Below are 14788 nucleotides of genomic sequence, written 5' to 3' on the forward strand. Positions count from 1 at the left end.
CAAAAAGTTTTATCTTTAGTATCATACTCCATTTTCAGATTGGCGTAAACCAAAATGATAAAATAAAATCTCCTCAGATACATTGACATTTTTACAAAAACACGGTAAAATAATGTTCTGTGCAGCCGGGGTGCTAGCGGTACCCTGTACCTACAATCCGCTATAGTGGGGGTGATGCTGTGCCGAGGGCTTTACTTGTCAAAGCTGCCTCTGGTTTGTGGCGTTGAGATTTGGGTCTTACGCGGCGGGACTCTGTGAACCGTGTCAGGTCGGGAACGAAGCAGCACTAAGCAGAACCTCTCGGGTGCCGTAAGGTAGCCTGGGTTGAGTTTACAGCCAGAGTAACGTTTGGTAGGCTTTAGTTCGACGCACAGCGCACAGAAAAAAGAAATTACAAAAGCTACGGATTTTGCTTCCGTAGCTTTTTTCATACAAAAAAGCCTGCCTTTGACAGGTTCTTCGATTAAGGATTTTCTTCCGGCATATTTGCTGATTCCTGTTCTTTCTTTTTCATCTTCTGCTTCTTGCGCAGTTCCTTGAAAAAGCTCTTCATCATCTGTGAGCATTCTTCTTCCAGAACTCCTGTCGTAAGCTCTGCCTGATGATTAAACGCTTCCACCTGTAGAAGATTCAGGATGGAACCGGCGCATCCGGCTTTCGGATTCATACATCCAACAACCACTCGTGGAATCCTTGCCTGTACAATGGCTCCGGAACACATCTGACATGGTTCCAGCGTTACATATAAGGTGCATTCTTCCAGCCGCCAGTCACCCATTACCTTACTTGCCTTTTTGATTGCAGAAATTTCTGCATGTGCAAGGGGATTCTTATCCGTTGTCCGCCTGTTGTATCCTCGTCCGATAATTTTCCCCTGATATACGATCACACAACCAATCGGTACTTCCTCAATCTTCCATGCTTTTTTCGCCTGACGGATCGCTTCCTTCATGTATTTTTCGTCTTCGGTCAATATCTGCCGCATCTTCCTTCTCCTTTACTTCTTTTCGAATCACTGCCCCTACCGGTCTGCACCAGTAACCGAAATGTTCCTCATCTTCAATCTCATATTCTTCCAGATCCAGTTCACCATCAGATGGCTTCATGAACTGACTGAATCCAAATGCTCCTGCCGCCCGCTGCTCACCAGGAAAATAAAGTCCCGGAACCCCAATCCAGCATTTCCCTTCTTTTTCAAATGATACCAGATGATGGTAATTATAATATCCATGGAGAAGAAAATGATTATTCGCAAGCTTCCATTCCTTTCGCGGAAGTCCGGCAATCTCCTGACGGGTGATTTTATAGATGATATCCTTTGTGGTTTTTGGTGGTAAATCTGAATTTGCGTTCTGAGAGTTTCTTTCTTCCGGCACATTTGGGTTGCTTTTCGATTTCCTAACTGCATCTGTGTTTTTAGATTGTTCTGAGGTATCCTGTTCTTCTATATTCTCAGATTTTCTCTGGCTTGTTTTCTCCTCAAGTATTTTCTCATTTCCTGGCTTCTCGTATTTTTCATTGCTTAGCACGTCTCCGCCATTTGCAATTTTTTTATTTTTCCCCGATTTGTTTAGCTTCCATTCTTCTTCCGTAATCATCCTGCTAACATCTACCGGTCTCGCCTCATTCCAGACTGCTCCATAATATCCTGCATCCGCTCCGTTTCCAGCCCGAAGGATCATTCCACCAATCCTGCCAAACTGTCCATCTCCTCCCACATCGTCTGTCGTATAGCTCAGCTTATAACCAAATGCTGCCTGCGCCCCTCTGATCTCTCCCATTAAGATCCCTATGCACTGTCCATCCTCTTCATAAAACAGATAAATTTCCAGTGTACGACCTCCCGCTACGGGAAATCCTCTCCCATAAATCTGGACCACGGTCGCCTCTTCCTGCTCAAGAACCTTTACAAAACCTGTATTTCTTGTCCTTTTTCCATTCTGATATTCATATAAATACCGGATAAAGCTTTTCATAATCTAGCACCTGCACCTTCCTTCTAACTGCCTGTTCTAAACTATTCTGACTTTCCGGTAAAAATTACCATTTTTAAAAAATCAGAGCGGAATCTTCCGCTCTGACAAATAACTCATTGATTAATCCAGATAAATCGGTGGCTCGTAGTCTTTTCCCATCGTAGCTTTCTTTCGCTCTTCCACCCCAAGGAACGCCCACTCTGTCATGTCTGTCCACTTGTGATCTTTTCGGTCATATACCTGTACATAACCGATTCTGTGTGGATGCATACGCACACTGTTTGTCCGATACTCATGTCCGGTATATGGGTTCACATCTCCATTTACCAGATCTTCATCAATATCCTCCCGACGCTTGATCGGCTGGAAATCTTGCGGCCATCCGGAAGATTTCTTTTCCTTTTTCGGAGTGATCAGCTTTGTAAGTTTTGAAAATGGTGATTTTTTCTCCTCATGAACATTTTCAGTTTCCGCATCTTCTACTGCAGGAGTTTCCTCTTCCTGATAGGTTTCCGGCTGATTCTCTTCATAATAAGCCGGCTGTTCCTGGTACGCTTCCTCCTGCGGTTCTGCCTCTTCCTGGTAAGCAGCTTCAGAAGTTTCCTCCGGAATCTCCTCACCCCCGGCTTCTTCAACCGCTTCCGCTTCTATTTCCTGTTCGGGCTCCTGTAATTCTTCTTCAATCCGTTCTGCGTCTTCTGCAGATACTTCCACATCATCTTCTGCCGGTTCTGTGTACGGCTCTGTTTCTTCTTCAGTCAGAATATCCTCTTCCAAAGTATCTGAATCCGCAATGCTTTCCGTCTCCTTGGCAGCATGTTCTTCTGCATCAAGATCCAGTTCCATCTGTACAGCTTCTTCCTCCGGTTCTGCTGTGGTCTCTTCAAGTATATCTACAATCTCTCCAACTGTAATATCACGTTCTACATTCTTTTTTGCTTCTTCTCTTGCTGCCTTTCTTTCTTTTTTCGCGGTAAGCTTCTCAAGTTCTCTTCCCGTCGGCATCTCTTCTTCATCCAAAGCTTCCTTTTCCGAATCCGCATTACCCAGAATGCTGAGCTGGAACGGGCATCCAAGAATATCTGCAATCATACGCATATCCTGCTCCTGAAAATTATCTCTGCCAAGCCGCTGTGTCAGATTTTGACGGGACATCTTTTTCCCGGTTCTTGCTTCGATTTCTTCTGCAAGCTCTTTAATTGTCATATCTTTTCTGCTTAAGACAATTTTTACCTGCTCCCCGAATGTGAGATTAATCATGTATTTTTCCTCCTTTTCTCCCCGTATAAATATATCTTCTTTCTAAATACAGACTTATTGCTTTGTTAACTTAAAACTTTCTTGATAAAGGAATCTTTTTCACTTATCTTTTATTCTAGCAAATGACATTTTATCCGTCAACACCTAATAAATGCGCGAATTTTTTGTATTTTTTCAAAAAATAATTTGACAAATCAAAATCAGTCGCTATAATAAAGCGTATCAAGAACGATGGCGTTCCCTATTATCCGGGGAACGCCTTTTTTGTTCTTTCTTTTAAATCGAGAAGGAGGGAATCAGTTATGAAAAAACTAGAAATCATTATCCAGCCGGAAAAACTGGAGGCTCTGAAAGCAATCCTGGATGCTTCCAATGTCAGCGGTATTATGATCAGTAACATTATGGGATATGGTAATCAGAAAGGACACAAACAATTTTATCGCGGTGCTGAATACAGCGTAAATCTTCTTCCTAAGATCAAAGTAGAAACTGTTGTTGAACCGGAAGTTGCAGAACCTCTAATCCGGAAAATTGTCGAAGAGATCAAAACCGGTGCGTACGGCGATGGTAAAATTTTTGTTTACGAAGTACAGGATGCTGTAAGAATCCGTACCGGCGAACGTGGCTCTGCTGCTCTTTAGCTAAAAATATATGTGAATTAGAATAGTGTTGAATATCGTTATCAAAGAGGATAACTACAAATGAACTGCCTGTAGATCATTCATTGTAGCTATCCTTTTTATTTGAAATGGAGGATGTTAAATATGGGATTATCTGATTTAATTGCGGGCGGAATGGATGCAACCGCCGCCACTGAACTACTGCTTAATGTTGTCTGGACAATTGTCGGTGCAACTCTTGTTTACTTTATGCAGGCTGGATTTGCAATGTGTGAAGCCGGATTTACCAGAGCAAAAAATACTGGAAATATACTGATGAAAAATATGATGGACTTTGTACTTGGAAGTTTGTTCTTTTTCATCTTCGGATTTGCGATCATGCACGGAACCGACTGGAATGGTATCATCGGTATAAAAGGGTTCTTCAATCCTACAACACTTGCCGATGCCGACGGACTTTTCAACGGACTGCCAATCGGAGTCTTCCTTATTTTCCATACAGTATTCTGCGCCACATCCGCTACTATCGTATCCGGTTCTATGGCAGAACGTACAAAATTCCTTGCTTACTTATTATATAGTGCAGCAATCAGTATTTTTATTTACCCGGTAACCGGCCACTGGATCTGGGGCGGTGGATGGCTCGCTCAGATGGGATTCCACGATTTTGCAGGTTCCACAGCAGTCCATATGGTCGGCGGTATCTGTGCACTTGTTGGTGCCAAAATCCTCGGACCTCGTATTGGAAAATATGATAAAGAAGGGAATGCCCGTGCGATTCCCGGACACAACCTTTCCATTGCAGCTCTTGGCGTATTTATTCTCTGGTTCTGCTGGTTCGGTTTCAACTGCGGCTCTACCACAGCAGCTTCCACAAACCTCGGTGATATCGCAATGACAACCAATCTTGCCGCTGCTTCCGCAACACTTGCAACCCTTGTTGTAACCTGGATCCGCTATGGAAAACCAGATGTATCCATGACATTCAACGGTTCCCTCGCCGGACTCGTAGCAATCACCGCCGGATGCGACACCGTCAGCAACTACTCTGCAATCATCATCGGACTGATCGCTGGTATCCTCGTCGTATTCTCCGTAGAATTCTTCGACAAAGTAGCCAAGATTGATGACCCGGTAGGTGCGATCAGTGTCCACGGCGTATGCGGTTTCACAGGCAGTATCCTCGTCGGAGTCTTCTCCCCGGAATACACCCTCAAAACCCAGGTGATCGGTGTCCTTTCAACCGTAGCCTACGTCCTCGTAATGGCAATCATCGTATTCACCATCATCGATAAAACCGTAGGTCTCCGCGTCACCAAAGGAGAAGAACTCGACGGTCTCGATATCCACGAACACGGCTGCTCAGCATATGCAGACTTTAACTTCCGTTTATAGCCGGGCGAAGTAAAATAAAAAGATACAGCCTCTGGGATGCTTGCATTTCAGTGGCTGTATCTTTTTATTTTAATGAGCGGCTACGCGACTGAGGAAAGTCATCAGACTTTCCGAGGTTCGCCCGGCGGACGTCCTGTACTACCTTTATCATTCTACAGCCACTGAAATCCTTCCATTTCAGTGGCTGTATCTTTTTATTTTAATGAGCGGCTACGCGACTGAGGAAAGTTGCCAGACTTTCCGAGGTTCGCCCGGCGGATGGCTTGTACTACTTATATCATTCTACCACTTCTTATTCTTCAGCACGATCGCCGATTTCTTACCCATCATCAGTGAAATATTTCCCTCTTTCACGATATACTCTTCGAATTCTCCAATATACCCATCTTCATAAGAATACATCACTCGCGCCATATTATGTCCTTCGGCAACTTCTGCCTGCCATACCGGAACCCTTACTTCCTTCAGATGATCGGAATTATTGATAATAACCACGATCTGCTCATTCCCCCAGAATCTTCCATAGGCCAGAAGATCCGGTTCTGCTTTCAGCATCTTGATTGACCCCTTTCTGAGAGCCAGCGACTTTCTGTGGATTTGGATCATCTCACGGTAGAAATTGATCAGATCCCGTTTTTCTCTTCCCCACGGATAAGTTCTCCGGTTATCCGGATCCGTGAAACCACAAAGTCCTGCTTCGTCTCCATAATAAAGGGTCGGTGCTCCCGGCCAGGTCATCTGCATGATGATCGCTTCCCGCATAACTGCAAGGCTTACCCCTTCTTCTGCCGCACGCGACCCAAGCTGTCCCACACGGCCAACCTTGTGGTTGGTACGCGTCAGAAAACGGGAATGGTCATGGTTTGACAACTGGTTCATCGCCGTCTGAAGTGACGGTGTCATCATATTTGCCATATGATGTTTCATAGCATTCACAAAATTGTCTGCATTTCCGAGAAGATCGCCGCGATATTCATCACTGTGCTTCTCCATCCCGGTCAGGAACCAGGTGACCGGCTCCATAAATGCATCGTAATTCATAACGCTGTCCCATTCATCGCCCTGTAGCCAGTCACTCGGATCTCCATAGTGCTCGGCAAGGATCAGTGCGTGTGGATTTGCTTCTTTTACTGCCTTACGAAATTTCTTCCAGAATTCATGATTGTACTCATTGCTTCTTCCAAGGTCTGCTGCAACATCCAGTCTCCATCCGTCTACATTATACGGCGGTGAAACCCATTTCTTTGCGATACCAAGAACATACTCTTCCAGCTCTTTTGAATCTTCATAATTCAGCTTTGGCAGCGTATCGTGTCCCCACCAGCCGTCATAGCTTCCATTTCCCGGCCATTCATTCTCCCCGGTACGATGGAATAGAAAATAATTCCGGTACGGACTCTTCGGTGACACAAAAGCACCTACTTCATAACCATCGGCGCTCTCGTAGATCAGCTCTCTGTCCAGCCATTTATTGAAAGAACCACAATGGTTGAAGACGCCGTCAATGATGATTCGCATTCCCCTCTTATGGAGTTCTTCTACCAGCTTGATGAACAGCCGGTTACTTGCTTCCAGATTCTCTTTTCTGGTAGTTCTTGTCCGGTAACGGTCCGCATGGATATTGTTATTTTCTCCCGGATCCAGAAGCCTTCCTTCATCGACTTCAATTTTACCGACATGCGGATCAATATAATCGTAATCCTGTGTGTCATATTTATGATTAGATGGTGATACAAATAGTGGATTACAATAGACAACTTCTACTCCAAGTCCATGCAGGTAATCCAGTTTATCAATGATCCCCTGGATATCTCCTCCGTAAAATTCCCGTACATCCATCGGCTGCGGATCCCGGTACCAGTCATCTACATGATGAACCTGCTCTCCAATATAAAAGTACTCTCCCGTCTGTACATCATTATCCGGGTCGCCGTTACAGAAGCGGTCTGTATAAATCTGATACATGACCGCTCCTTTTGCCCAATCCGGTGCCGTAAAGCCCGGCACGATTTTAAAATCATAATAATCCACAAGTTTGCTCTCTGCTCCCCATTTGTTATAGTAGCAGATCTCATTTCCTGATCTGATCTTAAAATGATACCGGAATGGTTTATCTTCTAATTTGTATTTCACTTCATAAAAGTCAAATGCCTTATTTGAGATTACTTTGTTCATTGGAATGCATAGTTCGCGGTTTTCCAGATAGACTTCGTCTACGTCGTGAGCTGCTGTACGGAACCACAACTGAAGTTCATCTCCTGCCTCCGGTTCCGGCGGACTCACATACGCCTCTGTTCCATCACAAAACAATGCTTCTTTTTTCATAATCTAGCCTCTATTCTTCAAATAATGCTTCAAATTCTTCTCTTGTAATCTTCTCTTTTTCAAGAAGCAGATCTGCACATTTATAAAGAACAGCTTCATGCTCTTTAATAATGGTCTTTGCACGGTCATAACATTCGTCAATGATCCGCTTCACTTCACTGTCGATCGTTGTGGCAACCTGTTCACCATAACCTCTGGAGGTATGACCAAAATCTCTTCCGATAAATACTTCATCATTATCATCTCCATAGCTTACAAGACCAAGTGCTTCCGACATACCGAACTTCGTTACCATGGATTTGGCGTATGCTGTTGCCTGCTTGATATCCTGGGATGCCCCGGTTGTAATATCATCAAAGATCAGCTCTTCTGCCACACGTCCACCTAGTGATACGGTAATATCCTGCAACATCTTTCCTTTGGTATTGAACATCTCATCCTTTTCAGGAAGCGGCATCGTATATCCGGCTGCCCCTACACCGGTAGGAATGATCGACACGCTGTACACCGGTCCTACATCCGGAAGTACATGGAATAAAATGGCATGTCCTGCTTCATGGAATGCAGTGATCTTCTTCTCTTTATCCGAAATCACACGGCTCTTCTTCTCTGCACCGATTCCGACTTTTACAAATGCTCTGCGGATATCCTCCTGCTGCAGATACACTCTTCCATCCTTCGCCGCAAGGATCGCAGCCTCATTCAGAAGATTTTCCAGATCAGCTCCGGTAAATCCTGCCGTTGTTCTTGCAACCTGTTCCAGATCCACATCATCCCCGAGCGGTTTGCCCTTGGCATGAACCTGAAGGATTTCCAGACGTCCCTTTACATCCGGTCTGCCAACCATGACTTTACGGTCAAAACGTCCCGGTCTTAAGATCGCCGGATCAAGAATATCGACACGGTTGGTTGCTGCAAGCACAATGATTCCTTCGTTCGCGCCAAAACCATCCATCTCTACGAGGAGCTGGTTCAGCGTCTGTTCTCTCTCATCATGTCCGCCGCCCATACCGGTTCCACGACGTCTTGCCACGGCATCGATCTCATCGATAAAAATAATACAAGGTGCATTTTTCTTGGCATCCTCGAAAAGATCTCTTACACGAGATGCTCCGACACCGACAAACATCTCCACAAAATCAGAACCTGAAATAGTAAAGAACGGGACACCTGCTTCTCCCGCAATTGCTCTTGCAAGAAGTGTCTTACCTGTTCCCGGAGGTCCTTCAAGAAGAACACCTTTCGGGATTCTGGCTCCTACCTGCGTATATTTTCCAGGACTCTTGAGGAAATCCACGATCTCTGCAAGCTCTTCCTTTTCTTCCTGCAGTCCGGCAACCTGTGCAAACGTCACATGGTTTTCTTCCTGCGTGCTCATCTTTGCCCTGCTCTTTCCGAAATTCATCGCTTTTGCATTCGATCCGCCCTGACGATTCATCATCATCACAACAAATACCATGATGCCTGCCATCAATATGATCGGAACCAGTGTTGTTGACATCCAGCTATCCTGCGGGACGTTGTCCACACTGTAGGAAATGTCATAAGATTCAAGCAGATCCTCTGCACTGTTGACATCGGATACATGAAGCTGTTCGATGTCATCATTCTTCAACCGGATCTTCAATGTCCCGGTCGGTGCGACTTTGTTCTGCTTGATCTCTACACTTTCTACCTTCTCTTTTTTCAGATCTTTCTGAAAATCCTGATACGTGTATGCTGTCTGCTGCACACCCGACTGGCTCATAAACCAGTACACACCTGCCAGCACCAGAACACAGAGCAGAATCGAAAGACCACTGATTCCTCTTGTCTTATTATTATTCAAAACCTGCTCCTTCCACCTGTTACATCTCTACAATTCCGATGTACGGTAAGTTTCTATATTTTTGTGCATAGTCCAGACCGAATCCTACCACAAATTCATCCGGAATATTAAATCCGACATAATCTACATGTACGTCGCGCACACGACGATCCGGTTTGTCAAGAAGTGTGCAAAGCTTCATGCTCTTCGGTCCTCTCTTCCGAAGGATGTCAAGCAGATAATAAAGAGTACGTCCTGAATCTACGATATCCTCAACAACAATTACATCTTTCCCCTCCAGAGACTCATCCAGATCTTTTGCAATCTTAACGATTCCACTGGACTGAGTTCCGTCACCATAGCTGCTGACGCTCATAAAGTCCATTGTTACCGGCACTGTAATCCTTTTTGCCAGCTCACACATAAAGAACACTCCACCCTTTAAAACACAGATCAGATGAACCTGCTTTCCCGCATATTCTTCACTGATCTTTTTTCCAAGTTCTTCAATTCTAGCATTTACTTCTTCTTCCGGAATTAACATTTTCACTTTCTCGGCCATTTAAAGTACCTCCATTTATCGTAATTTCTAATATTTTCGTTGTCTGCTCTGTCACCTGGTATGCCTTGCTCTGCCGGCAGCCCACAATCCATAAAATCTCGCTTCCCTCTGCGATCAGAGGAATTCCGGCACGTTCTGCCGCTGGTATTTTTTTATTGATAAAATAAGATTTCAGCTTCTGCCTTCCTCCGCTTTCATCAATTACAATAAAATCGCCAGCCCTTCTGGTGCGTACAGCGACACTCTGCTTTATTATACCATAATCAAACCATTTCGTGTACGTTTTTTTCGGGATCTGGCATCTGCATTCTTCTTTTCCAAAAATACGGTAGGAAATTTCCCATTTCCCGTAAGTTATCTTTCCCGAAACCTGCTGTAGATCCAGATTTTTCTCTTCTTCTGCCAATTCCGGACTCTTCTTTTTCCTCTTCAGTTCAATCCCTTCATAGGTTCTGCATGCGCAGACTCCATAAGGAAGATCCAGTCTTTTTCCAACCTGTTTTTCAAACAGTCCCTCCAACTTTTCTATATGAATCTGCTCCAGATCTTTTTCATGTCCTGCTACCAGTGCCAATGCTTTCCGGAGAATCATTTTCCGGATTAGCCGTTCCTGTCTGTGATATACCTCTGCATGGATGCCGATCTTTTCTCCATTTTGGGCAGAACAGATCTGATATGCACTTTCCGTCTGCCGTTCCATATAATCCCAGATCTCCCTTAGCTGATCCATAGACCGATTCATATGCTCCACAGTTTTTTCATTGATATTTTCTTTAAAATACGGAATCACATGGTTACGAATGCGATTTCGCATATATGCATCTTCCATATTTGTCGCATCAATGCAGTAAGGCATCTCCCGTCCCTTCAGATAATCCTCAATCTCTTTTCTTCCCACGCAAAGAAGCGGCCGTATATACATCCCGTTTACCGGATATATACCGCCGAGCCCCCGAAGTCCGCTGCCGCGGGCAAGATGCAGGAAAAATGTCTCTGCATTGTCATCCTGATGATGTGCCAGTGCGATCCTGGTTCCTCCCCATTCTTCCGCTGCCTGCTCAAATATTTTCCTTCGTGCAGTCCTTCCCGCCTCTTCTTCTGACATCCTGTATTCCACTGCCATTTTCGGAATATCCACCGATACACTCCTGCATGGGATTTCTTTTTTCTCACACAGTGTCTTTACAAATTCTTCATCAGCTTTTGCCTCTTCCCCACGGATCCCGTGATTCACATGTACCGCAAGCATCTCAAATCCGATCTTTTTTCGCAGCTCTTCCAGTATCAGAAAAAGGCATACAGAATCTGCCCCTCCGGAAAGGCCAACGACAACTTTATCTCCTTTTTCAAGCATCTTCCACTGCCTGATATAGTTCTCTACTTTTTTTAACATGGTAAATTCCTCTCGTCTTTTATCTACTGTAACACATCTTCCAGATTCCCGCCACAAGGACTGTCATATCATCTCCTGCTTTTCCGGCCGCCAGCTCCAGCACCTTATCCAGAATATAATTCGCCAGTTCCTCCGGATTCTCCAGCGGACTTCCCCCAATCATCAGATCCAGTAAATGCTCCTGCTCTCCTGCCGGAAGCGCATCCAGGATCCCGTCCGATACCATGACCACCACATCTCCGGATTCCAACTGTCTGGTTTCCTTTTCACTTTGCTGTCTCTGGATTACCCCCAGCGGAAGACTTTCCGAACGGATATGCTCCACCCCGTCTTTAGTCCGCAGAAATGTCACTGCCGCTCCTGCTTTTACAAACTCACATTTTCCATTATAGAGATCAAAAATGCTCATATCAACCGTAGAAAAGCGGACCTCTTCCCGTCCCATAACAAGAGCCGTATTGATCATGGAAAGTGCAGTTTCCACAGGAAATCCTGCTCCAAGAAGCTCTTCCAGCATTTCTACCAGCATCCCGCTTTCCTGTAGCGCTCTCTCACCAGATCCCATTCCGTCTGACAAAATTGCCGCCTCTTTTCCACCCGGAAGTGTCTTCATAAGAAAACTGTCACCAGATATCTTTTGTCCGTTTTTTCCCATTTTTGCCACACCCTGCAGCACATAATATCCCGGTCCTTCCACACATACAATAGTTTCATACTCCTGTCCCAGAACCTGCCTTTCGTTCTGAGCCGGGCACATCCTTCTCTTAGTACATACTGATAAAAGCTCTGCCGCTTTTCTGGTTGGAATACAGTTTCCCTTCTCACTTTTTACCGTTACATGAATTTCATATCTGCCATGCTCATCCACAAAAAAAACGGAACTCAGCATCCGGATCCCTGCCTTTTTGAAATGCTGCGCAACCTTTTTTGCAAGCGGCGGATCCGTAAAAATACTCGCATCCAGATCTCTCGTCACATGGCAGAGCATGTCCGCAAAAGAATCCAGCTGTGCCGCACATCCCTCACGGCTCTGTACCATCTTATTATTCCACACCAGAATCCTTTTTGCCTCCTGGAAAGTCTCCAGTGATTCTCGTAAAAACCGTGGTGCCTGAATACACTCCCTCTGAAGATGCTGTTTCATCTCTTTATTCAGTTCTGCACCATATCCTTCAATCGTACACAAAAGATCATAAAAAAGCTGCCAGTGTTCTGCCTTCTTTCTCTCCAGACACTCCGATTTCCTGCTGCATCCTCTGCACACCTTTTCCGTAATCCGATCATACATTTCTGTCATTTCTTCGGGTGTAAAACACTGCTTTTTCGGCTCCATTTTCAGAAACCTGTCTGCCAGATGCCGAAGCGACACTGCCATTTTATCTGCCTGCGTTACATATGGACTTGTGATCACTTGCTCCTCTCTGTATTTAACCTCCATTTGCCACCACCCTCTAAATTTCTATGAATGAAAAAAGCTTCGGGATATTTTCTTCCCAAAGCTTTTCTTACGTTACTGCTGTGCACGGAACAGAATCTCATTCTCCTTTACAAGTCCCAGCTTCTCTCTGGCGACTTCCTCGATGTATTCATCTGTTCCTACATATTTTTTCAGTTTATTAATTTCTTCTGAGCGTTCTTTTTCCGCATCGATCTGTGTCTGCAGTTCTTCTTCCTGCACCTTATATGCATCATTGCTCTTTTTGAGCGCCATCCCATGTACAATAACCATGCCGCATAATAATATAATAACTGCGGTAATCGCAACAATACTTCTTTTGTGCTTCTGAAGCCCGCTCCCCGGACGCTTTTTCCGGTTCTTCTTTAAGCTTCCCATCTAATCTATTCACCTTTCGCTATCAGTTGATCTTGTATAGCTTCTTACTACCAAACCCATTTAGTCTTCTACAGTGTACCGTTTTTAATCAGATTTATCAACTCTTTTTACTCTTTTTTCACAAATTCGTGTAGAAATCTTTTTGTAAGCTCTTACAAAGACAGCTGAAAGCAGCGCCATCCCGATTGATCCGAACGCAATCCCCAGTCCGATATACCACCGCAGAACACCATCACTCGTATGATAGATCTGCACAAAAGTATAAACGGAAATTCCCGCCCAGTAACAGGCATCCTCCAGATTGATCAGCCACAATCTGTGAGCAACCAGTCTGCGCAAAACCCTGATCCACAGATAGACTGCCACGATCAGGACACCGGTCAGGATTGCATAACAGAAAACCCTGATCTCTGTTCCGATACCAGACATTTTTTCTCCTCCTACCGAAACAGTTTTGACAACAGATTTTCTCCGGCTTTTACTCCAGAATGGATATCCGAATAAGAAATATTGTCAATATTGCCTGCCAGGTCGACCTCCCCTTTTTCAAGATTCAGCCGGTTTACATGCATGTCCGTACCTTTTACCATCAGCATTCCCTGCTCTGTCTCAAGCAGGATCTCATTTAAATCAAAAGAAAGAACGTCCAGCACTCCCGTTACTGTACCTGTCTTCCGGTTATTGATAACCAGCCTGTGATTCTGAGGTTTTACCAGCTGTCTCTCTTCCATACAAATCCCAACCTTTCCTATACTGTCTTTCTAGTTATTGTATGAATAACATCTGGTAAATATGCCTCGGATCCGCTGCCGGAATGATCTCAAACCACATCTTTTCTGATGTTCCGGAGTTTTAAAGATAACGGAATAAATCTGCCGCCTCTTCTTTTTTAGTCGTATCGCGCAGATCCAGAACCTCTGCCTTTACAGTCTTGGTTCCAAACTGGATCTCAATGATATCACCTTTTTTTACTTTCGTGGAAGCCTTCGCCACCGCCCCGTTGATCAGGACTCTTCCTGCATCACAGGCTTCATTTGCAACGGTGCGCCGTTTGATCAGGCGGGACACCTTTAAAAATTTATCAAGTCTCATTTTGATTTTTCCTTCCCGTAATACGAATAAAGCGCAGCCCTTTTCAGACTGCGCCATTTTTCAAAAATGTTTTACAAATTATGCATTAACAGCATCTTTTAAAGCTTTTCCTGCTTTGAATTTCGGAGCCTTGCAAGCTTCGATCTTCATAGTTTTTCCAGTCTGTGGATTTCTTCCTTCTCTTGCAGCTCTTTCGCTTACTTCGAAAGTTCCGAATCCTACTAACTGAACTTTTTCACCTTTTTTCATTTCTTCTGTAACAACATCAACAAATGCTTTTAATGCTTTTTCTGCATCTTTCTTTGAAATATCTGCCTGTTCTGCAACTGCAGCTACTAATTCTGTCTTGTTCATGACTTACGTCCTCCTGTAAAATATACTCCCGGAACACCCCGGCATTTTGTCTTTTTGCTAGGTTTATTCTGCGTATCCATGCGGTCTGACACGCCCCTTACCCTACATATGTTATATAAGTTTTTACCTTCTTTGTCAAGTCTAAACCCTTAAAATCTAAGAAAACCGAA

General features: G+C 44.5%; 15 protein-coding genes and 1 other RNA gene. 3 read left to right on the plus strand and 13 right to left on the minus strand.

All coding sequences use genetic code 11. From position 1 onward, the window contains the following. Window positions 1-117: 117 nt before the first annotated feature. Window positions 118-381, plus strand: an RNA gene (gene ffs, locus PGW42_RS05585) — signal recognition particle sRNA large type. Window positions 382-463: 82 nt separating this feature from the next. On the opposite strand, the gene tadA is transcribed toward ffs, so the two are convergent. The 3 genes from tadA to PGW42_RS05600 all read right to left on the minus strand — a co-directional run bounded on the left by tadA (window position 464) and on the right by PGW42_RS05600 (window position 3236). Continuing rightward, a complete protein-coding gene (tadA, locus tag PGW42_RS05590; protein WP_172676465.1) occupies window positions 464-985 on the minus strand; it encodes a tRNA adenosine(34) deaminase TadA in 522 nt (173 codons plus the stop codon). Continuing rightward, window positions 909-1976 (minus strand): hypothetical protein, encoded by a 1068-nt coding sequence (locus PGW42_RS05595; protein ID WP_270203708.1) that lies wholly within the window; start codon window positions 1974-1976, stop codon window positions 909-911. Before PGW42_RS05595 ends, tadA begins: the two co-directional genes overlap by 77 nt. 120 nt (window positions 1977-2096) lie before the next feature. Next, window positions 2097-3236: a hypothetical protein gene (locus PGW42_RS05600; RefSeq protein ID WP_270203707.1), complete on the minus strand. Its 1140-nt coding sequence runs from the start codon at window positions 3234-3236 to the stop codon at window positions 2097-2099. 302 nt (window positions 3237-3538) lie between these two features. Here PGW42_RS05600 and PGW42_RS05605 point away from each other — a divergent pair, with 302 nt between their 5' ends. Both PGW42_RS05605 and PGW42_RS05610 read left to right on the plus strand, forming a co-directional pair. Further along, window positions 3539-3877, plus strand: a complete 339-nt coding sequence (locus PGW42_RS05605) for a P-II family nitrogen regulator (RefSeq protein WP_008370035.1) — start codon at window positions 3539-3541, stop codon at window positions 3875-3877. Between the two features lie 123 nt (window positions 3878-4000). Next, window positions 4001-5251: an ammonium transporter gene (locus PGW42_RS05610; RefSeq protein WP_117824094.1), complete on the plus strand. Its 1251-nt coding sequence runs from the start codon at window positions 4001-4003 to the stop codon at window positions 5249-5251. Window positions 5252-5533: 282 nt separating this feature from the next. Here the strand turns inward: PGW42_RS05610 and PGW42_RS05615 are convergent, their stop codons facing one another. The 10 genes from PGW42_RS05615 to PGW42_RS05660 form a co-directional block, all read right to left on the minus strand. Further along, window positions 5534-7576: a glycoside hydrolase family 13 protein gene (locus PGW42_RS05615; RefSeq protein ID WP_117557522.1), complete on the minus strand. Its 2043-nt coding sequence runs from the start codon at window positions 7574-7576 to the stop codon at window positions 5534-5536. A 10-nt stretch (window positions 7577-7586) separates the two neighbouring features. Then, the gene (gene ftsH / locus PGW42_RS05620) at window positions 7587-9404 is read right to left on the minus strand and encodes an ATP-dependent zinc metalloprotease FtsH (RefSeq protein ID WP_117557524.1); all 1818 of its coding nucleotides are present in this window, start codon (window positions 9402-9404) and stop codon (window positions 7587-7589) included. Between the two features lie 19 nt (window positions 9405-9423). Next, window positions 9424-9945: a hypoxanthine phosphoribosyltransferase gene (gene hpt, locus PGW42_RS05625; RefSeq protein ID WP_117557526.1), complete on the minus strand. Its 522-nt coding sequence runs from the start codon at window positions 9943-9945 to the stop codon at window positions 9424-9426. Then, window positions 9896-11338: a tRNA lysidine(34) synthetase TilS gene (tilS, locus tag PGW42_RS05630; protein ID WP_117557528.1), complete on the minus strand. Its 1443-nt coding sequence runs from the start codon at window positions 11336-11338 to the stop codon at window positions 9896-9898. The genes hpt and tilS overlap by 50 nt, the downstream gene beginning before the upstream one ends. A gap of 19 nt (window positions 11339-11357) precedes the next feature. Next, window positions 11358-12776 carry a SpoIIE family protein phosphatase gene (locus tag PGW42_RS05635; protein WP_022220223.1) on the minus strand — a complete coding sequence of 473 codons (1419 nt, stop codon included), beginning with the start codon at window positions 12774-12776 and terminating at the stop codon, window positions 11358-11360. Window positions 12777-12848: 72 nt separating this feature from the next. Further along, window positions 12849-13172, minus strand: a complete 324-nt coding sequence (locus PGW42_RS05640; protein ID WP_008370019.1) for an FtsB family cell division protein — start codon at window positions 13170-13172, stop codon at window positions 12849-12851. A gap of 84 nt (window positions 13173-13256) precedes the next feature. Further along, window positions 13257-13601, minus strand: a complete 345-nt coding sequence (gene yabQ / locus PGW42_RS05645; RefSeq protein WP_118198890.1) for a spore cortex biosynthesis protein YabQ — start codon at window positions 13599-13601, stop codon at window positions 13257-13259. Window positions 13602-13612: 11 nt separating this feature from the next. Next, window positions 13613-13903, minus strand: a complete 291-nt coding sequence (gene yabP / locus PGW42_RS05650; protein WP_117557534.1) for a sporulation protein YabP — start codon at window positions 13901-13903, stop codon at window positions 13613-13615. Between the two features lie 121 nt (window positions 13904-14024). After that, on the minus strand, window positions 14025-14264 hold the full coding sequence (locus tag PGW42_RS05655; RefSeq protein WP_022220222.1) for an RNA-binding S4 domain-containing protein: 240 nt from the start codon (window positions 14262-14264) through the stop codon (window positions 14025-14027). 78 nt (window positions 14265-14342) lie between these two features. Further along, window positions 14343-14618 carry an HU family DNA-binding protein gene (locus tag PGW42_RS05660; protein WP_117557536.1) on the minus strand — a complete coding sequence of 92 codons (276 nt, stop codon included), beginning with the start codon at window positions 14616-14618 and terminating at the stop codon, window positions 14343-14345. Window positions 14619-14788: the final 170 nt, after the last annotated feature.

Origin of the sequence: Coprococcus sp. TM115-187, assembly GCF_027679115.1 — a bacterium.
Lineage (GTDB): Bacteria > Bacillota > Clostridia > Lachnospirales > Lachnospiraceae > Allocoprococcus > Allocoprococcus comes.